Genomic DNA, 19682 nt, shown 5'->3' with positions numbered 1-19682 from the left:
GCCTTACCAAAGCTCCGGCTGAAGATGGTTGTCAGCTTGGTTTTGCTCACCTGGCCAGGGATTAAGCACCGGGTGGGCAATGCCCAGATCGGCGATAAAATCCCGGCACAACTGAGGCGCCGAGGCGTTATCCGGGGTGTGGAAAAAGTAGTAAGGTGTTTTGCCTTCATCCAGCCATTGGCGGATTTTAGCCAGCCAGGGCTGGTAATGCTGACGGTTGATGGCGGCATCGTCGCAGCCGATAAAACGCAACACCGGTGCATCGGTCAGGCAAATCGCATGCACCGGTAAACGTGGCTTTTTGCGCTGAGCATCGAGAAGCGCCGGATGGCTGGCCGGCACCGCAAACAGAGCCCGGCTGTCAAAGACCACCCGCTCAGCGCCGTAATCACGCAGCAGCCGGTTTAAGGCCACTTCGTGTTCCGCTTTATCAAAAAATGCCAGATGCCGGACTTCTACACAGCAGCGGACATCAGCGACCAGTGCATCCAGCATTGCGGCAATCCATGCCAGTTGCTCAGGGCCAGCAGTGGCTGGTAGTTGCAGATGCACCTGACCGATGCGGCTGTGCAGCGGCTGCAGCGACTGCCACCAGTTTTTTAGCTCTGCCTCGGCATCGGCATTGGCCTGATGGCTGATACGCGAAGGCACTTTGAGTACAAAACGAAAATCAGCCGGAGTCTGTGCGGCCCAGCGCTGCAAGGCTTCAATCTTGGGGTCGGCATAAAAAGTGGTATTGCCTTCCACAGTGTTGAACACCTGGCTGTACTGCTGCAAAAAATCGGCGGTTTTACAGCTTGGGGAAAACAGACTTTGTTTCCAGCTGGCATTGGCCCACATCGGGCAGCCAAGGTAGAGCATCCGCGGCTCCTTCTGACAAAAAATGCCATCATAGCAGAAGGCGCAGGCAGTGACATTGCTGCTGTTTTCTTTATAATACCGTCCCATCCATGCCTGAGTGCGCGTTCATCGCCCGGCAGGCTTTTTTGGCAGTTTTTCGAAAGGATTGAATGCATGCGCAGTCATTATTGCGGTTCCTTAACCGCGTCGCAGGTCGATACAGAAGTTACATTGTGTGGTTGGGTCAATCGTCGCCGCGATCTGGGTGGCCTGATTTTTTTGGACTTGCGTGACCGTGAAGGCCTGGTGCAGGTGGTGTTCGATCCCGATGAAAAAGCCCTGTTCGAAACAGCCTATACCCTGCGCAACGAATTCTGCATTCAGGTCAGCGGCAAAGTTCGGGCTCGGCCGGCTTCTCAGGTCAATGCAGAGATGGCGACCGGTGAAGTCGAAGTCTATGCCAAAACCCTGCAAATCCTCAGCAAGTCGGCGCCAATTCCGCTGGACTCCAACCAGAACAACAGCGAAGAGCAGCGGCTGAAGTACCGTTACCTGGACTTGCGTCGCCCGGTGATGACGGAGCGATTAAAGTTTCGTGCCAAAGTAACCAGCTTTGTCCGCAATTTTATGGACAGTCACGGCTTTTTGGATGTGGAAACCCCGATGCTGACCCGGGCCACGCCGGAGGGTGCACGCGATTATCTGGTCCCCAGCCGTACCCACAAGGGCAAATTTTTTGCGCTGCCGCAATCGCCGCAGTTGTTTAAGCAATTGCTGATGATGTCTGGGCTGGATCGCTACTACCAAATCGTCAAGTGTTTCCGTGATGAAGACTTGCGCGCCGATCGCCAACCGGAATTTACTCAGATCGATATCGAAACCTCTTTTATGACCGCCGATCAGGTGATGGCGGTGACCGAGCAAATGATCCGCGAGCTGTTTCAGCAGCAATTGCAGGTCGACCTCGGCGATTTTCCCCGCATGACCTACGCCGATGCGATGCGCCTGTATGGCTCCGACAAGCCGGATCTGCGCAATCCGATGCAGTTTGTCGATGTCGCCGATCTGGTGAAAGAGGTTGAGTTTAAAGTCTTCTCTGCCCCTGCCAACGATGCCAAAGGCCGCGTGGTCGCACTGAAAGTACCGGGCAAGGCCGAGGCCATTTCCCGCAAAGACATTGATGGTTACACCGATTTTGTCGGCATTTATGGTGCCAAGGGCCTGGCCTGGATGAAAGTGAAAACTGTGGGGCAGGGCATCGAAGGGGTGCAGTCGCCAGTGGCCAAGTTTTTAAGCGATGACATCGTTAATGAGATCCTGAGTCGTACAGAGGCTGCTGCTGGTGATATCCTGTTCTTTGGTGCCGATCGCTACTCGGTGGTGTGTGAAGCCATGGGCGCACTGCGCCTGAAGCTGGGTGAGCAACATGGTCTGACCGAGCAGGGCTGGAAACCGCTGTGGGTGGTTGACTTCCCAATGTTTGAGCAGGATGACGACGGCCAACTGATGGCCATTCATCACCCCTTCACTTCACCGGTCAATCCGGATCCGGCGGCGCTGGAGCAGTCACCGGCAGAAGCGCTTTCGAATGCCTATGATATGGTACTGAATGGCACTGAGCTCGGTGGCGGCTCGGTCCGTATTCACGATCCGCTGATGCAGGCTACGGTATTCCGCCTGCTTGGCATCAGCGACGATGAAGCCACCGAGAAATTTGGCTTCTTACTGGAAGCCCTGAAATACGGTACACCGCCGCATGCTGGTCTGGCTTTTGGCCTGGATCGCTTGGTGATGCTGATGACCGGTGCTAGCTCAATCCGTGACGTGATGGCTTTCCCCAAAACCACCACTGCAGCTTGTCCTCTGACCGATGCACCGGGTCTGGCCAATCCGGCTCAGCTGGCGGAGTTGATGATAGAGCTAACCAAGGAGTAAGCATGGCAGGTCATAGCAAGTGGGCGAATATTAAGCACCGCAAAGCCAGACAAGATGCCAAAAAAGGCAAAATTTTTACCAAAATCATCCGGGAGCTGACAGTTGCTGCCCGGATCAGCCCTGAGGTGAGCTCCAATCCCCGGTTACGGATTGCGGTCGATAAGGCGCTGTCGGAAAACATGACCCGCGATACCATCGATCGCGCTATTAAGCGGGGTGCCGGCGCGACCGAGGGCGACAATTACGACGAGCTGCTTTACGAGGGTTACGGCATCAATGGGGTGGCGGTGCTGGTGGAAACCATGACCGACAACCGCAATCGCACCGTCAGCGATGTACGCAATGCCTTCAGTAAAAATGGCGGCAACCTGGGTACCGATGGCTCGGTGGCCTACTTGTTCAGCAAGCAGGGGGTGTTGTCGTACGACAGCGACACCGACGAAGATGCGCTGATGGAAGCCGCGCTTGAGGCCGGTGCCGAAGACGTGCAACGCAACGAGGATGATTCATTCGATGTGCTGACCACGCCGGACAGCTACTCCGATGTCAAAGATGCGCTGGTCGCGGCAGGCTTTGCCCCGGCCAATGCTGAGATCACCCAGGTGCCCAGCACCAAGGTGAGTCTGGATCTGGAGCAAGCGAAAAAATTCCTCAAAATGCTGGATACGCTGGAGGATTTGGATGACGTGCAAAACGTCTTTCACAACGCCGAAATCAGCGACGATGTGCTGGCGAGCCTGGACTAAGGGTGGCCATTATCCTGGGCATTGACCCTGGCAGCCGTATCACCGGCTATGGGGTGGTGCAACAGCAAGGCAGCCGCTTTGAGTACCGCTCAAGCGGCTGCATTCGTTTACCCGAAGCGGATTTGGCCGAGCGCCTGCAAGTCATTTTTCAGGCCGTGACCGAGCTTATCTGCCAGCATCAACCCACGGTCTTTGCCATAGAGCAGGTCTTTATTGCCCGCAATGCCGACTCGGCGTTAAAGCTGGGGCAGGCGCGGGGAGCGGCCATTGTGGCTGCGACCAATGCTGCGCTTCCGGTGTTTGAATACTCCGCTCGTCAGGTCAAACAAGCCGTCGTTGGTACCGGTGCGGCCGACAAAGCCCAGGTGCAACATATGGTCAAAGCCATGCTCAAACTGCCCGGCACGCCACAGGCTGATGCGGCCGATGCGCTGGCGGTGGCGCTTTGTCATGGCCATACTCAGCAAAGTTTAATCAGTCTGGCCGGCCAGGCCCGCAAAACCGTGCGTGGCCGCTTAAGATAAGGAACCCTGATGATAGGACGATTGCGTGGCATCTTACTGGAAAAACAAGCCCCGGATGTGCTGCTGGAAGTCGGCGGTGTGGGTTACGAAGTGCAGCTGCCGCTGACCAGTTTTTACCAGTTGCCGGAGCTGGAGCAGGAAGTGGTGCTCTACACCCATTTCGTGGTGCGTGAAGATGCGCAGCTGTTGTATGGTTTTCACAGCGCGACCGAGCGTGCTTTGTTTCGCCAGTTGATCAAAGCCAATGGCGTTGGACCTAAGCTGGCATTGACCATTTTATCCGGTTTAACCGCCGATGATTTTGTGCGCTGTGTGCAGCTGGACGATTTATCCACTCTGGTGAAATTACCGGGCATCGGCAAAAAAACCGCCGAGCGTTTGCTGGTGGAAATGCGAGACCGATTAAAAGACTGGGGCATGGCAGCAGCCGACAGTGCTTTCAGTACTTTGCAGTTAAAACCGGTTGCGGTCAGTCTGACCGCCAGCGAACAAGCCGAACAGGATGCGCTTGGTGCCCTGGTCAGCCTTGGGTATACTCAGCAGCAAGCCAGCAAAGCCGTGCAGCAGGTGAAAACCGACGACATGAGCAGCGAGATGCTGATCAAAGCCGCCCTCAGGAGCATGATGTAAGCCATGATTGAAGCCGACCGTTTTATTCAGCCGACTGCCAGCCGGGAAGATGAAGCCATTGACCGGGCGATTCGTCCCAAATTGTTGGCGGATTACACCGGTCAGCAGCATGTCCGCGAGCAAATGGCGATTTTTATTGAGGCGGCACGGGGCCGTGGTGAGCCGCTGGATCATTTGCTGATTTTTGGCCCGCCGGGGTTGGGTAAAACGACGCTGGCAATGATTGTCGCCAATGAAATGCAGGTCAACATCAAAACCACTTCCGGCCCGGTGCTGGAAAAAGCCGGCGATTTAGCAGCACTGCTCACCAACCTGGAAGCCAACGATGTGCTCTTTATTGATGAGATCCACCGGCTAAGCCCAGTGGTGGAAGAAATACTCTATCCGGCGATGGAAGATTACCAGCTCGATATTATGATTGGCGAAGGCCCTGCCGCCCGCTCTATCAAGCTGGACTTGCCGCCTTTTACCCTGGTGGGCGCCACTACAAGGGCCGGTGCCTTAACCTCACCGCTGCGAGATCGCTTTGGCATCGTGCAGCGGCTGGAGTTTTACAAAGTCTCAGAGCTAACCCAAATTATCCTGCGCTCAGCCAGCTTTTTGAATCTGGTACTGGATGAGGCCGGTGCTACTGAAATTGCCCGCCGTTCACGCGGCACCCCCCGTATCGCCAACCGCCTACTGCGCCGGGTGCGCGATTATGCTCAGGTTAAATCCAATGGTCAGGTGACGCAGCAGGTGGCCGCCGATGCGCTGCAAATGGTGGATGTGGACGCTGAAGGCTTTGATTACATGGATCGCAAGTTGTTGCTGGCCATTATCGAAAAGTTCATGGGTGGCCCGGTCGGGCTGGATAACCTGGCCGCCGCCATTGGTGAAGAGAAAGACACCATTGAAGATGTCATTGAGCCATTCCTAATTCAGCAAGGCTTTATTCAACGCACGCCAAGAGGGCGCATTGCATCGCCGCGGGCTTACCAGCATTTTGGCTTTGATTTGCCCGAGAGCTAAGATAAGAACTGTTTCGTACAGATGGCAGCTAAAAAAAAGCCCGCTCAGTGAGCGGGCGAATGCAACAAGTTGAAGGAAGTGCTTCAATAAAATCCAGGGAACATCTGCGAGCAATAAAGTGGATTGGGAGATCCAACCTCTACCACTCTGTGAACTGGTCTAATGCAAGGTCAGGAACCTTGCACTTTGCGCTAGCTCAGAACACGAGGGTATTCTAGGGAGTTAGAGTAAAGACTTCAAACGAGAAAAATTGCCGCTTTCAGATTAGAAAAAATAATGCTTTATTCATCTGTTGTTCATGCGGCCAAGGTAAGCTGATCGTTAGAGTGCCCATAGTGCAATTGTTGAGCCTTGCTATGCCTTTTATAAAAAGCCACAGTGGTGCCAATATAATTCATGAAGCGGTAATAAAGCAGCCATTGAAGCTGGTCGTATTTTCACGCGTTTTCAGCGCAGTCGATGCAACTTTTTTCAGTCCGCAAAGTCCTTGCTATCCGGGTTTGGAAGTATTTAACAAGGATGCCCGGCTAGCTGTTGAGTTCGTAAAAGGCCTGCCCTATGATAGGTGCTGCGCGGCCTCAGCCTCCAGCAACCAAAATTATAAATCAACATCGTCAACTCTCAGAGGAATATCCAGTGTCCGGTTCCGGTGAATTATCAGTTCTAGGCTTGTTGCTTGAAGCAGGCATTATTGTGCAAGCGGTTATGTTAACTCTGGTGGGCATGTCCATTGTGTCCTGGGCGATGATTTTCCAGCGTAAGAAGGTTCTGAAGCTGGCCAGCGTAGAAGCCAAACGCTTTGAAGATAAGTTTTGGTCGGGTATTGATTTATCCAAGTTGTACACCGAAGTCAGTGCCCGTAGCCAGGTGACCGGCCTTGAAGCCTTGTTTAAATCCGGTTTTAAAGAGTTTGTCCGCTTGCACAAAAGCAGCCGTCAGCCCGGTGCTGTGATGGAGGGGACCCAGCGCGCCATGCGGGTGGGGTTATCGCGCGAAGTCGAACGGTTGGAAACCCATCTGCCGTTTCTGGCGACGGTTGGTTCGATCAGTCCTTACATCGGCTTATTTGGCACCGTCTGGGGCATTATGAATGCCTTTATTGCGCTGGGTGCGGTACAGCAAGCCACCCTGAACATGGTTGCGCCCGGTATTGCTGAGGCCTTGATTGCAACGGCCATGGGTTTGTTCGCGGCCATCCCGGCAGTAATTGCCTACAACAAATTTTCACACCAGGTTGAGCTGCTGGAAAGCAGCTACGTCAACTTCGTCGAAGAGTTCGCCAATATTTTGCACCGGCAGGCGGTGAGCAATACCGGAGAAGCGGCCTGATGTACATCCGTAAAAAGCGGCGCATGATGGCAGAGATCAACGTGGTGCCTTACATCGATGTGATGCTGGTGCTATTGATTATCTTTATGGTCACTACCCCGATGCTGACCCAAGGGGTCAAGGTCGAGCTGCCCCGTTCATCGGCCGAGCCGCTGGAGCAAATGACCGACGGCAAGCTGCCCTTGGTGGCAACGGTTGATGCAGCAGGTCTTTATTATTTTGACCACGACGGCACTGAACACGGTCCTTTCACCTCGGCCGAGCTGGTTAATGAAGTCGCCAGCTGGTTGACGATAGAGCCCGGTACTCAGGTGATTGTGAAGGGCGATCACACCGTCAGCTACGACGCCGTGATCCGTTTGATCAACTTATTGCAAAATGCAGGTGCGCCATCGGTGGGTCTGATGACCGATCCGGGGGAGGGCTAAACCATGATGCAGCCGGAGTTTAAAACAGCTTTAAAGAAGTCGCTGTTGCTCCATCTTGGTTTTGTGCTGATTCTGGTGGCCAGTAACTTTGCACCCGGACCCAGCCTTGAGCCTACGCCGGTGACGGTGACTGCCAGCTCAGCCCCGGCTGCGCCTATAGAAGCCGTTGCCATTGACCAGCAGCAATTTGATCAGCGGGTACAGCAGCTGCGCGATCAGCGTGAGCAAGCTCAGCGTGCTGAGCAGCAGCGCATTGCCGAACTGGAGCGAAGAGCCCGGGCTGCCGAACAAGCCCGAGCCGAGGAAGAACAGCGCATTCGACGGCTGGAACAGCAACGACGCCAACAAGATGAAGCTGCGCGTCAGGCATCTGCCGCGGCTGCTGAAGCGCGCCGTCAGCAACAGCAGGAGGCCGAGCGTGCTCGTCAGGCTGAGCAACAGCGTCAGCAGGCAGAAGCTGAAGCCAGAGCGGCTGCTGAGCGCCGTCGGCAAGAGCAAGAAGCTGCTGAGCGAGCTGAAGCAGAGCGGCAGCAGCGTGAGCGTGAGGCGCAATTACGTGCTCAGCAGGAGCGTGAGTTGCAGGAGCGATTGGAGCGTGAGGCTCAGGCCCGGCAAGCGGCCCGTCAGCGGCAAACGGTGACCGAGGTTGAGCGTTACACTGCGATGATCCGCGACCGCATTCAGCAAAATTTGCGGGTGGATGAGCGGATGCGCGGTCGTCAGTGTCGTATCAACATTCGTTTGGCCAGCAATGGCTTTGTGACCAACTCCAGTGTGGTCAGTGGCGATCAGCTGGTGTGTGATGCGGCCATTCGCGCGGTAGAACGTGCCGGCACTTTGCCGGTGTCGTCCGACCCGGCCGTGTACGAGCAGCTTCGTAATATTAACTTAACGGTGATCCCGGAATTTTGATGATGAGAACTTTGATCCAATTCAGTTTGTTGTTGACGCTATTGCTCAGCCTAACCGTGCAGGCGCGCAGTGCCCTTGAAATTGTGATTACCGAAGGCATTGATTCGGCGCAGCCGATTGCGGTGGTGCCTTTTCGATTCGAAGGAACCAATCCGCCCTCGGAAACCATCACGGAGGTGATCGCAGCGGACTTGATGCGCAGCGGTCAGTTTAACCCGATCCCACGGGTGCGGATGCCGCAACAACCCTATCAGGCCAGTGATGTTGATTTTGCGGCCTGGTTAAAAGAAGGGGTCGAGCATCTGGTGATAGGCAGCATCCGTGAAACTGGTCCTGATCGTTACACGGTTTCTTTCGAGTTGATTGATGTGGTGCGTGGCAATGCAGGCCTGAGCCAGCAGATGCTGAACCAGGGCCAATTGGTGCAAAGTCAGGACTATGTGCTGGACGCACGAGACACTTCCATTGCAAGCAATCAGGTGCGTCAATTTGGTCACCGCATCAGCGACATTGTCTATGAACGTTTAACCGGCACCCGTGGCGCTTTCCTGACCAAAATAGCTTATGTATTGGTGCAGCATGATGCCGAGTTTCCTTTTCAGTTGGCGGTTGCCGATTACGACGGTGCCAATCAGCAAATTTTACTGCGCTCACGGGAGCCTTTGATGTCACCAAGCTGGTCACCGGATGGCACCAAACTGGCTTATGTCACCTTTGAACAGCGGCAAGCACAAATTGTCATCCAGGACATCTACACTGGCCGGCGCAGCGTTCTTAGCAGTTACCCGGGCATTAATGGGGCCCCAACCTGGAGCCCGGATGGTCGAAAAATGGCGCTGGTGTTGTCGAAAGATGGCAACCCCGAAATCTATGTGATGGACATCGCAACAAAAGAATTGACCCGGGTGACCAATCATCGTGCCATCGATACTGAGCCAGCCTGGTCGCCCGATGGCAAAGAGATCATTTTCAGCTCGGAGCGCGGTGGTAATCCGCAACTTTATAGCGTAAATTTACAAACTGGAACTACAAGGCGGTTGACCTTTGAAGGTGAGATGAACTTATCCGGGACCTTTACCCCGGATGGCCAGTCCATTGTCATGGTTCACCGTAACCGAGGACGTTACCAGATTGCCCGGATGGATCGACAGACCCGCTTTTTGCAGGTTCTGACCACCACCAGCCTGGATGAGTCGCCCAGCATTGCCCCGAATGGGTCTATGGTGATTTACAGCACCATGCATGGGTCGAAACAGGTGCTGGCATTGGTCTCTATGGATGGTCGTTTTAAAGCCCGGCTACCTGCCGCCGAAGGGGAAGTTAAATCCCCGGCCTGGTCGCCATTTTTATAACCAAAACTCTTAATTACTAATTAGTAAGGATATGTTGCTATGAACCTTCATCCTGCGTTGAAAGGGTTACTGATTGCTTTACCCATCCTGACTCTTGCGGCCTGTAGTTCCACCTCACAAACCTCGGTATCCGAAGCGGAGGCAGAGGCCGCGCGCCGTGCTCAGATGGAGCGCGATGCTGCGGTTCAGGTTGAGCGAGCCGAGCAGGCGTTAACGCCGGCTGAGCGCGTGCGCCAGCAAATGGAAGCGCTGCGCCAGGAAAACGTGATTTACTTTGATTTTGACCGTTCGACCATCCGGCAGGAGTTTGTTGAAAGCCTGCGTGCTCATGGCGAGTTCCTACGCAACAACCCATCGGTGCGGGTAACCATTGAAGGCCATACCGATGAGCGTGGTACCCCAGAGTACAACATTGCTTTGGGTGAGCGTCGTGCTCAGGCCGTTGTCCAGTATTTGCAAAACCTGGGGGTTCCGGCCAGCCAGATGCGAACTGTCAGCTACGGTGAAGAGCGTCCAGTCGATATGTCGCGCACCGAAGCTGGTTTTGCCAAAAACCGTCGTGCCGTTCTGGTGTATTAATATCTAGCTAAGAGAAGCGTTGTGCAATGAAAAAACAATGGATAGTGCTGGTCAGTTTGGTCTCTGCTGTGGCAATGGCAAACCCGGCCCCGGTTTCCGACATCAGCCGTAGCCGGGGCGCTGCGCCTGCAGCCGGCTCTGGCAGTCTGGAGCAACGATTGGAGGCTCTGGAGCGGGTGGTTGAGGCGAGGGGCAATGCGCAGATGCGTATGCAGCAACATTTAGAGCAGTTGCTGGATGAGGTCTCTGAACTGCGCGGACAGACCGAGCTGCACAGCCATCAGTTGGAAGAAATTGTGCAACGCCAACGCGACATTTATCAGGAAATTGAGCGTCGAATGAGCGCAGGCCCTGCACCGGCTCAGATGCAAATTGAAACCAGCATCGATCCAGTGCAAACGCCTTTCTCGTCCGATGTGTCTGAAAATGATGCCTACGACCGCGCAGTACAGATGGTGCTGCGTGACCGTCGTTACGATGCAGCCATTACCGAGTTTGAGCGGTTCTTGCAGAACTACCCAAACTCTGTCTATGCCGCCAACGCCAATTACTGGTTAGGTGAGCTGGTGTTGCGTGATAACGAGCTGTCAAAAGCGAAAACCTATTTTCAGCGCGTGGTGCAAAACTTTGCCGACTCCAACAAGGTGCCGGATGCGCTCTTTAAACTGGGGCAAGTGGCCGAGCGGGAAAACAATGTTGCGGCAGCCCGGCAGTATTACCAGCGTGTGGTGGAGCAGCATCCCAATGCACCGGCAGTGCGTTTGGCTCAGGGGCGGCTCGACAGCCTGAATTAAGAAAAAGGTTGCACCCTTGTTGTGATTTTCAGCAAGTTGCTTCCTATTTAAGCGTTTAACAGCAGTGACGGTGTTTTTTTTATTTTTTTGGTTGCACTGACGCCTGAAATCAGTAAGATATGCGTCCGCGGCGAGGGTCATTAGCTCAGTTGGTAGAGCAGTGGACTTTTAATCCATTGGTCGATGGTTCGAATCCATCATGACCCACCACCGCCTCTTTTGTCACACCCTGAACCGGGTCATTAGCTCAGTTGGTAGAGCAGTGGACTTTTAATCCATTGGTCGATGGTTCGAATCCATCATGACCCACCAGGTTCCGTTGTGCACACATTTTTTAGTGGGTCATTAGCTCAGTTGGTAGAGCAGTGGACTTTTAATCCATTGGTCGATGGTTCGAATCCATCATGACCCACCACTTTCCCTGTTTTCTTCCTCCAGCGTTAATTTTTGTCATTTCGCGTTGTCTCACGCTATAATAGCGCCCTTTTTTCGGTAATGAAGACTGGCACGATGGAACAAAGTTTGTATTTCGACGAACAGCAGTTTGTTTTTCCGCGCAAGCCGATGCCGCTGAATGCGGAGCAAGCATCAGAGTACAAGGCGCGTATTAAAGCCTTATTACAGCAGCACAACGCCGTGTTGGTTGCTCACTACTACACCGATCCTGAAATCCAGGCACTGGCAGAAGAAACCGGTGGCTGTGTCTCTGATTCATTGGAGATGGCGCGCTTTGGCAAAGAGCATCCGGCCGAGACGTTGATCGTGGCGGGTGTGCGCTTTATGGGCGAGACGGCCAAAATCTTAAGTCCGGAAAAAACCGTCTTGATGCCGACGCTGGAAGCCACCTGCTCGCTGGATCTCGGCTGCCCGGCCAAAGAGTTTTCGGCGTTTTGCGATGCGCACCCGGACAGGGTGGTGGTGGTTTATGCCAACACCTCCGCCGCGGTCAAAGCCAGAGCCGATTGGGTGGTCACCTCGTCCATCGCCCTGGATGTGGTCGATTACCTGGACAGCCAGGGCAAGAAAATCCTCTGGGGCCCGGACAAGCACTTAGGCGCCTATGTGCAAAAGCAAACCGGTGCCGACATGCTGCTGTGGAACGGCGCCTGCATTGTGCACGACGAATTCAAAGCCAAGGCCTTGGTTGAGCTTAAGCAGCAATACCCCAACGCTGCGGTGCTGGTGCACCCGGAGTCGCCAGACTCCGTCGTGCAACTGGCCGATGCAGTCGGCTCTACCAGCCAGCTGATCAAAGCCAGTCAAACCCTGCCCAACGACACCTTTATTGTGGCGACTGATAAGGGCATCTTCTACAAGATGCAGCAGCAGGCCCCGGAAAAGACCTTTATTGAAGCCCCAACCGGCGGCAACGGCGCCACCTGCCGCAGCTGCGCCCATTGCCCCTGGATGGCGATGAACGGCTTACAGGCGATTGAAGAAGCTCTGGTGAGCCGTGACGGCCATGAAATCTTTGTCGACGACAGCCTGCGTCACCGGGCCTTGCTGCCACTGGATCGGATGCTGAATTTCGCCAAAGAGCAGCAGGTTGCTGTAAAGGGCAATGCCTAAGCTGCTTAATTTAGCAGCAGAAGGTTGCAAAGCAACAGATAACTGTTGCAACAAGTCCGCTTTTTACCTAGTATAGCGGCGCTCGCTACGGCGAGTATCGGAGAGGTGGCTGAGTGGCTGAAGGCGCACGCCTGGAAAGTGTGTTTAGGTTAACCCCTAACGAGGGTTCGAATCCCTCCCTCTCCGCCATATTCAAACAAAAAGCCCCCAGCGAAAGCTGGGGGCTTTTTGTTTGACTGCGGAGCAGGGCGGACTTGGTTCGAAACCTTACCCTATTTACTTCCAACAAATCTAAGCTATCTTCAATACACCAAACCCTTTGGCCGGCAGCTCTGCATGGATTGGCTACTATCATGACAACCCCGACAACAGATTTACCCAGTCCGGTAGCACCGGCTGAGCGCATGCTGATCCTGGATGCGATCCGTGGCTTTGCCCTCTTTGGCATTTTAATGATGAACATCGAGTTTTTTCAGCGGCCCATTCAGGCGCTGATGCTGGGATTTAACTCCGAGCAAAGCGGGCTGGATTATGCGGTGGCCTGGTTGTCTTTTACTTTTATCCAGGGCAAGTTTTATACGCTGTTTTCCTTGTTGTTTGGCCTTGGTTTTATTGTGTTTATTGACCGGGCCAGGCAAAAGGGGGCGGCAGCTACTGCTTTATTCCGTCGCCGTTTGTGGGGTCTGCTGGCCATTGGTGTAGTGCATCTGCTGTTTATTTGGAGTGGCGATATACTGCACTTGTATGCTCTGGTCGGTTTTTTGCTGCTGCTCTTTGTCAATGCCTCGGTGAAACGGCTCTTTATCTGGTCTGTGGTGCTGTTGCTGACCCCCATTCTGCTGATTTTGCTTGCTACACAGCTCCTCGAGATGGCGATGCAAGTGCCTGAGGAGGCTGCAAAGCTCGAAGCTGGCTTTGCCGCCGATAAAGAAAAATTGCTGGCAGATATCGCCCGTGGAGATTTGCTCTATGCAACGGGAGGTTATTGGCAGCTGGTGCAGTGGCGGCTTTATGAGTTTCAGGCCATGTACCTCAGCCCTGCGTTGGTACTCTTTGTGCCGATGATCCTGGGTATTTTTTTGCTGGGTGCTGCGCTGGGTCGCTCTGGTATCTTGCAAGAACCCCAGCAGCATGCCCGCTTTTTCTGGCGGCTGATGTGGTTGGGTTATGCCATCGGGTTGCCATTAACCTTGACCTGGGGCATTTATGGGACGGACGTGGAGATGGTGACAGCCAGCATGCGCAATGCAGTGTTGATGACCTGCCAAAACTTTTCGAATCTGGCATTGTGCCTGGCCTATCTGGCGACATTGGTGCAGCTGTACCTGCACAAAAGCCGTTTGATTGGCTGGCTTGCACCAGCAGGGAGAATGGCGCTCTCCAACTATTTACTGCACTCCATTGTTTTTACCCTGCTGTTTTACGGCTATGGTTTCGGGCTTTACGGCGACTTGGGGCGGGCTGCCGCAACCTTTTGGGCCCTGTTGCTTTATGGCAGCCAGCTTTGGTTTAGTCATTGGTGGTTGCAGCGCTATCGCTATGGGCCGATGGAGTGGTTGTGGCGCAGCCTGACTTACCGCAAGCGACCATTGTTTGCTCGCTGACTTAACGCAGTTCACAGCGATACCAAGCTGATCTCCCCCTGCATGAAATCCACGGCCTGACCGCTGAGCAGCACCCGCTCGGTGGCAAGCTGGCAGTGGATGGTGCCACCTCTTTTGGAGGCCTGGTAGGCGCTTAGCTGCTCTTTGCCAAGCTTGTTGGCCCAGTAGGGGGCCAGCTGGCAGTGCGCTGAGCCGGTGACTGGATCTTCGTTTACCCGAAGCTTGGGGAAAAAGCAGCGGCTGACAAAATCAACATCTTTGTCTTTGCTGGGGCCTGGAGCTGTAGCAACCACACCACGCAAGCCCAGTTGTCTCAGCTGCTCGAAGTCGGGCGCCAGTGCTTCGACTTCCTCGGCACTGTGGTACACCGCAATGTAATCAAAGGCCGCCAGCACGTCTTTTGGCGCTTTGCCAAGCCCGGCAAGCAGCTTAGCCGGCGCTGCAACCGGTTGTGGCCTACTGGCTGGAAAATCCATCTGGTAGCCGTTGTCCGAACGGGTCACCTGCAAAGGCCCGCTGCGGGTGGCAAATTCCAGTGTAGCTTGGTTATACCCCAAATGACGGTAAAGCACATGGGCAGCGGCCAGAGTGGCGTGGCCACAGAGGTCGACCTCGGCTTCCGGGGTAAACCAGCGCAATCGATAGCCATCGCCTTCCGGCACAAAAAATGCGGTTTCCGATAAGTTGTTTTCTTCGGCAATGCGTTGCAGCAATCCATCGTCCAGCCAGTGGGTCAGCGGACAGACCGCCGCTGGGTTGCCACTAAAGACTTGATCGGTAAAAGCATCCACCTAAAAAATTTGTAGCTTCACTGGGTTTACTCCTGATTGAAATGGCTAGCAGATTAACCGTTTAGCTTCTGTTTGACGAGCTGAATCAATTGTCTGATCGTTGCCTGATCGGCATCAGCTATGCCGATAACAAGTCCTTGTTCAGGCTCGTTTAAAAAACAATAGCGGCTAAAGGGCTGAACCTTAAAGCCGTGCTGCCTGAGTGCTTCGCATAATTTTACATCGTCACGAAGTCCGGGTAGCAATAAGGTTAGATGCAAGCCGGCATCCTGTTCCAGCAGCATCAGCTTGGAACTGAGGCTGATTAAACATCATTATTCCTTTACTCAGCAACAAATTTCCTTAGCTTGTCAGTTAGCCTTTGTCCGTGCTTTCTGAGTGGTTGATACTGCAGTCAACATCAACAGGAAAAGCGAGTAAGTTATGAAAATTGAAAAAGAAATTAAAGTGTTACGTGGTGCTGTGGTGGCGTGTCTGGCATTATCAGCGGTACTGGTGACCACGGGTATGAGAGCAAACAAGGATGTCCGATTTGATACCTTGACGGTAGAGCGGATTAACATTGTCGAGGCGGATGGTACGGTAAAAATGCTCCTGACCAATACAGCGCGCTTTCCGACCACTGAGCAGGTCAATGGTACTGTATTAAATGAGCATCGAAAAAAGCGCTCCGGCATGCTGTTTTTTAATGAGGAAGGGATAGAGGCAGGCGGCTTTATTTACGATGGCAGCAAAAATGAACATGGTCACAGTGCTGGTATGATGTTGGCTTTTGATAAATACGACGGTGATCAGGTGATGCAACTGCTGACTATGGATGAAATGCGGGATGGCAAGCGAGTGGTGAGTTCCGGGTTGGCATTTAATGATCGCCCAGAGCATGAAACCCAAGACGGGATGCGCCGGATTATGCATGAGTTAAATCAGATTGAGGATCCAGAGCTATGGCGGGAAACCGCTATTGCCTATCAAGAGCAAGGTTTGATTGGTGGCACACAGCGGATCTTATTGGGTAAAACCCACGAAAGTAACAACGGGTTATTTTTGTTTGCCAGTGATGGCTCGCCTCGTGCCAAGTTTTATGTCGACGAGCAAGATGAAGTTCAGTTACAGTTTTTCAATCGTGAGGGAGAGCTCACGCATACCTGGTCTGGCTCGCAAAGCCATGAATGATGTGATGTCTACCGCAGGCGCTCATAAGCGCCTGCACTTTTAATAAGGTAATACCAGCTTATGCTACGGCGATGGATGATGTATTTGCAGGTAGATCGCACTTTTTTGGTGCTGGTTTTTTTATTTAGCTATTTTCTGGTGATTAGCAATCGTGTTGGTGCGGGGATGATATCCTGGTATACGGTTGTACCAGACGGGCCCATTTTTCAATTTATTGCCGCTCTGTTTATTTTTAGCCTGGTCCGGTTTTGGTTGAACAGACAAGCCCTCAGTCAGAAGCCGCAGCTTGGCTGGCACCATTATGGCTTCATCTGTTTGATTGCGTTAGTGTGTTACCTGCTCTTTAGCAATGGCATCAGTTTGTTGATTGCGATCGCTTTTGATACGGTTGCACTGAACTTCAATGCCGATACCCTGCTGCAGATAAACCTGGGTTATGTTGCGGATATGGTGATTTACTCCGGTATTTACCTGGCCTATACACACAGCAAACAGGCGGAAGCTTACCGCGAGCAGTTGTCTGATTATCAGCAGCAGCTGGCCCAGTTAAAAATTCAACAGCTAAAAGCTCAGCTGAATCCGCACTTTGTCTTTAACTCATTAAATACCCTGGATGAGCTGATTGCGACCGATCCCAATCATGCCAGCCAATACTTGCACGATTTTGCCGAGCTCTACCGCTTGTCGTTGCAAAATACCGATCAGCAGTTGGTGCCGATGATGCAAGAGCTGCAATTTGCCAAGCGTTATTTTCAGTTGTTGCAAGCGAGGTTAGGGCCTGGTTACCAGCTTAGCATCGAGGCCAATGACGTTGAGCACTATGTACTGCCGCCATTCAGCCTACAGCTATTATTGGAAAATGCCCTGCAGCACAACCAGGGGAGCTCAGAGCAGCCGCTGGTCATTCGAATGTATTTATCGGATCAGCTGGTGATCACACACCCCATGCAACGGCGCTTGCAGGCAAAAAATGGCCACGGTATTGGATTGCAAAATTTAGCCAAGCAGTTTTTATTTCTGACCGGACAGGGAGTGACGGTGGAACAAACCGATGATAGTTTTACTGTAAAATTACCGCTGATCAAAAGGGTGGCAGATGCATAAGTTGGTCATCATTGAAGACGAGCCATTGGCCAGAAACAAGTTAAAGCGCCTACTGCAGGAACTTCCTGATGAAACAGAAATTATCTCTGAATTAACCAGTGTTACTGAAGTCGATGCCTACCTGGCTAAAATGCCAGCAGTGGATCTCATTTTTTCGGATATTGAATTAACCGATGGCAATGTGTTTCAAAGCTTTCAACGTTATACGCCACCGTGTCCGGTAATTTTTATTACGGCTTATGATCAGTTTATGCTGGACGCTTTTGAAACCCATGGTATTGGTTATTTGCTAAAGCCCTACAGCTTGGAAAAGTTGTTGCAAGTCTGGCAGAAGTTCCGGCAACTGACGTCCTCTTCGTCTGAAACCCTGTCCCAGCCCGCGTTACACCAATTGCAGGCCCTACTGAACCAATTACCAGCGCAAGTCAAAGCACCCGAATACCCAAGTCGGCTGCCCATCCGGCAGCAGCAACAGATTTATTTTCTTACTGTCAGTGATTTGGTCTATATCCAGGCTGACGGAGGTTTACTGCTTGGCTACGACATCACCGGCAAACGTCACTTTCTGCCTTTTACTTCCTTGCAGGCATTGATGGAAATATTGGATCCTGCCTGTTTTTTCCGCATTAACCGCAGTGAGCTGGTGCAGTTAAAGTACATTGAGCGCCTGGAGCGGTATTGTAAAAATACATTATTGATTCACCTGAAGCTGGGTACTGTTCAGCTTAAAACCAGCCAAAGCAGAACAGCCGCTTTTACCGCATGGCTCGGCGTTTAAAAGCCAGCTATTGCGCCAGATCAAGGCCCGCCAGGCAGGCTTGAGTTCACTAAGCGCAGAGTCTGTTGCTTAGAGGGGGCCTATGTCAAGCATCCAGAGGGATCCGGCTTTGATCGCCGAATACAATATCCATGGCCCGCGTTATACCTCCTACCCGACGGCGCTGGCACTTTGCAGGGTATAGGAGGCCAATTTCCTGTTAGCATTTTTCTACGGACCGTCGGACATTTACATTTAGCATGGTCTAATGCAATTTTTTCTACTAGTATGGAGCTTAGGCGCTATAAGAAAGTATAAAAAGTGGCGACTATGAAAGTAACAAACTATACATTAAACAATAAACTGAATAAGAATAGGTGTGTTCATGAAGAGTAAGTGGATTCTGAGTGCTGTGGTAAGTTTCATCGTTATGGGATGTTCGTCGCCTGGAGCCATTGTACCGATGCCTGCGGTTCCGCAGGATGAAGTCGACACGATTCGATTCAGTGTGTTTACACTGCCGCGAGAACAGCTGGACGATAACGTGGTTCAGAGCACGGCTTTTCCAATTCCGGTGGGAAGTTCGGTGGTAATTGCGGTTCCGGATCAAATGACACGTCATGACGGCTTATCCGACAATGCCGATTTTCGTACCGATGGGTTCTTTAACGTCGCAGAGCAACAAATTGAACGTACACTGTTGAGGAATGGCTTCCAATTGATTGATCGCTCTATTTTCGAAGCGATTTTGCGCGATCAGCGTGATCGACGTAATCGAGAAATCATCGGCTCCATCAGTACAACCGGCTTTGATCTGCGTGATTATGACCCAGGTTGCCACCCGATACTGGCTCAGTTAGAGGAGCGGTTTAACCGCAATGCGCTTAGTGCATCGGAGTATGCCAGAGAACTTGATAGCCTAAGAACACAATGCCGGGTGGGTTCAGCTACCCGGAACCGGGCCGAAGGTGAGCATGAACTGTCCGATATCTCAGAGTTAATCCGGGCAGCCAGTGCCAGTGATGTGCAGGCAGATTACATCTTGCAAATTCCGGAGTTCAATACCATTCGTGCCCGTGAAGAGCGATTAAACCTGTTTAACTCAGGAGAGCTGCGAGATTTTATGGCAAAGTATCCTGGTATCGCCAATCAATTCCAGCAACGACAGTTCTTCGACTGCCAAAGCCTTGAAGCGACTTTAAATGCCAAGTTGATTCATGTTCGTACTGGCAATGTGGTTTGGATTGGCAATCATTCTGTGGGAGAGCTTGAATCTGGGCAATCCAATATGGAGCTTGAGTTACGCTACCGGCGCTATGTTGCCAATGAGCAGCAGATCCGCAATTTTGTCAATCAACAAAACTTACCACATGTCCGTGAAAATCGAGGCGATTTCGTTCAGGTTCCATCATTTCAATACAGAGAAGAGCTGACTGGTCCGGTACAAATTTCTGGAGTAAGCTGCACAGTAAAAGATCGCAGTGCTGATGAAGTCAATAATACCCGGAATCAGTTGTCGCGGAGAGTGGCTGTTGACTTGATTGGTACCATTCGGGTAGGCACTCTGTAATCGCTAAAGCTTTCAGCTGAGTCTTGCATCCTGA

General features: G+C 52.6%; 20 protein-coding genes and 4 tRNA genes. 21 read left to right on the top strand and 3 right to left on the bottom strand.

What is annotated here, in order from left to right; translation table 11 throughout:
* Positions 1 to 3: 3 nt before the first annotated feature.
* On the bottom strand, positions 4 to 861 hold the full coding sequence (locus Q3O59_RS10980) for a DUF72 domain-containing protein (RefSeq protein ID WP_305945621.1): 858 nt from the start codon (positions 859 to 861) through the stop codon (positions 4 to 6).
* A 153-nt stretch (positions 862 to 1014) separates the two neighbouring features.
* On the opposite strand from Q3O59_RS10980, the gene aspS reads away from it, so the two are divergent.
* The 17 genes from aspS (at position 1015) to Q3O59_RS10895 (ending at position 14253) form a co-directional block, all read left to right on the top strand.
* Positions 1015 to 2775: an aspartate--tRNA ligase gene (aspS, locus tag Q3O59_RS10975; protein WP_305945620.1), complete on the top strand. Its 1761-nt coding sequence runs from the start codon at positions 1015 to 1017 to the stop codon at positions 2773 to 2775.
* Between the two features lie 2 nt (positions 2776 to 2777).
* Entirely contained in the window at positions 2778 to 3521 is a 744-nt protein-coding gene (locus Q3O59_RS10970; protein WP_305945619.1) for a YebC/PmpR family DNA-binding transcriptional regulator, read from the top strand.
* 2 nt (positions 3522 to 3523) lie between these two features.
* On the top strand, positions 3524 to 4045 hold the full coding sequence (ruvC, locus tag Q3O59_RS10965) for a crossover junction endodeoxyribonuclease RuvC (RefSeq protein ID WP_305945618.1): 522 nt from the start codon (positions 3524 to 3526) through the stop codon (positions 4043 to 4045).
* A gap of 9 nt (positions 4046 to 4054) precedes the next feature.
* A complete protein-coding gene (ruvA, locus tag Q3O59_RS10960; RefSeq protein ID WP_305945617.1) occupies positions 4055 to 4675 on the top strand; it encodes a Holliday junction branch migration protein RuvA in 621 nt (206 codons plus the stop codon).
* A gap of 3 nt (positions 4676 to 4678) precedes the next feature.
* Positions 4679 to 5686 carry a Holliday junction branch migration DNA helicase RuvB gene (gene ruvB / locus Q3O59_RS10955; RefSeq protein ID WP_305945616.1) on the top strand — a complete coding sequence of 336 codons (1008 nt, stop codon included), beginning with the start codon at positions 4679 to 4681 and terminating at the stop codon, positions 5684 to 5686.
* A 636-nt stretch (positions 5687 to 6322) separates the two neighbouring features.
* A complete protein-coding gene (gene tolQ / locus Q3O59_RS10950) occupies positions 6323 to 7015 on the top strand; it encodes a protein TolQ (RefSeq protein ID WP_228592563.1) in 693 nt (230 codons plus the stop codon).
* Positions 7015 to 7443: a protein TolR gene (gene tolR / locus Q3O59_RS10945; protein WP_228592565.1), complete on the top strand. Its 429-nt coding sequence runs from the start codon at positions 7015 to 7017 to the stop codon at positions 7441 to 7443. Before tolQ ends, tolR begins: the two co-directional genes overlap by 1 nt.
* Before the next feature lie 3 nt (positions 7444 to 7446).
* Entirely contained in the window at positions 7447 to 8355 is a 909-nt protein-coding gene (gene tolA, locus Q3O59_RS10940; protein WP_228592567.1) for a cell envelope integrity protein TolA, read from the top strand.
* A gap of 2 nt (positions 8356 to 8357) precedes the next feature.
* A complete protein-coding gene (gene tolB, locus Q3O59_RS10935; RefSeq protein ID WP_305945755.1) occupies positions 8358 to 9707 on the top strand; it encodes a Tol-Pal system beta propeller repeat protein TolB in 1350 nt (449 codons plus the stop codon).
* Between the two features lie 39 nt (positions 9708 to 9746).
* Positions 9747 to 10286: a peptidoglycan-associated lipoprotein Pal gene (gene pal / locus Q3O59_RS10930; RefSeq protein ID WP_228592568.1), complete on the top strand. Its 540-nt coding sequence runs from the start codon at positions 9747 to 9749 to the stop codon at positions 10284 to 10286.
* 26 nt (positions 10287 to 10312) lie between these two features.
* Positions 10313 to 11080 (top strand): tol-pal system protein YbgF, encoded by a 768-nt coding sequence (gene ybgF / locus Q3O59_RS10925; RefSeq protein ID WP_228592570.1) that lies wholly within the window; start codon positions 10313 to 10315, stop codon positions 11078 to 11080.
* A 134-nt stretch (positions 11081 to 11214) separates the two neighbouring features.
* Positions 11215 to 11290 (top strand) — tRNA-Lys (locus tag Q3O59_RS10920).
* Positions 11291 to 11316: 26 nt separating this feature from the next.
* Positions 11317 to 11392 (top strand) — tRNA-Lys (locus tag Q3O59_RS10915).
* Between the two features lie 27 nt (positions 11393 to 11419).
* A tRNA-Lys gene (locus Q3O59_RS10910) sits at positions 11420 to 11495 on the top strand.
* A 95-nt stretch (positions 11496 to 11590) separates the two neighbouring features.
* Entirely contained in the window at positions 11591 to 12649 is a 1059-nt protein-coding gene (nadA, locus tag Q3O59_RS10905) for a quinolinate synthase NadA (RefSeq protein WP_305945615.1), read from the top strand.
* 99 nt (positions 12650 to 12748) lie between these two features.
* Positions 12749 to 12838, top strand: a tRNA-Ser gene (locus Q3O59_RS10900).
* 164 nt (positions 12839 to 13002) lie between these two features.
* Complete coding sequence (locus tag Q3O59_RS10895) at positions 13003 to 14253, top strand: DUF418 domain-containing protein (RefSeq protein ID WP_305945614.1); 1251 nt, start codon at positions 13003 to 13005, stop codon at positions 14251 to 14253.
* Positions 14254 to 14264: 11 nt separating this feature from the next.
* On the opposite strand, the gene Q3O59_RS10890 is transcribed toward Q3O59_RS10895, so the two are convergent.
* A complete protein-coding gene (locus Q3O59_RS10890; protein WP_305945613.1) occupies positions 14265 to 15044 on the bottom strand; it encodes a PhzF family phenazine biosynthesis protein in 780 nt (259 codons plus the stop codon).
* A gap of 53 nt (positions 15045 to 15097) precedes the next feature.
* Entirely contained in the window at positions 15098 to 15328 is a 231-nt protein-coding gene (locus Q3O59_RS10885; RefSeq protein ID WP_305945612.1) for a hypothetical protein, read from the bottom strand.
* A 139-nt stretch (positions 15329 to 15467) separates the two neighbouring features.
* On the opposite strand from Q3O59_RS10885, the gene Q3O59_RS10880 reads away from it, so the two are divergent.
* The 4 genes from Q3O59_RS10880 (at position 15468) to Q3O59_RS10865 (ending at position 19648) form a co-directional block, all read left to right on the top strand.
* Entirely contained in the window at positions 15468 to 16217 is a 750-nt protein-coding gene (locus Q3O59_RS10880; protein WP_305945611.1) for a hypothetical protein, read from the top strand.
* Between the two features lie 60 nt (positions 16218 to 16277).
* On the top strand, positions 16278 to 17321 hold the full coding sequence (locus Q3O59_RS10875; protein WP_305945610.1) for a sensor histidine kinase: 1044 nt from the start codon (positions 16278 to 16280) through the stop codon (positions 17319 to 17321).
* Positions 17314 to 18099 carry a LytR/AlgR family response regulator transcription factor gene (locus Q3O59_RS10870; RefSeq protein ID WP_305945609.1) on the top strand — a complete coding sequence of 262 codons (786 nt, stop codon included), beginning with the start codon at positions 17314 to 17316 and terminating at the stop codon, positions 18097 to 18099. Before Q3O59_RS10875 ends, Q3O59_RS10870 begins: the two co-directional genes overlap by 8 nt.
* 364 nt (positions 18100 to 18463) lie before the next feature.
* Positions 18464 to 19648: a hypothetical protein gene (locus tag Q3O59_RS10865; protein ID WP_305945608.1), complete on the top strand. Its 1185-nt coding sequence runs from the start codon at positions 18464 to 18466 to the stop codon at positions 19646 to 19648.
* The last annotated feature ends 34 nt before the right edge of the window (positions 19649 to 19682 follow it).

Origin of the sequence: Alkalimonas delamerensis (assembly GCF_030717955.1) — a bacterium.
Classification (GTDB): Bacteria; Pseudomonadota; Gammaproteobacteria; order Enterobacterales; family Alteromonadaceae; genus Alkalimonas; species Alkalimonas delamerensis.
The sequence above is the reverse complement of the archived record's forward strand: the minus strand, read 5'-3'. Positions and strand labels throughout refer to the sequence as shown.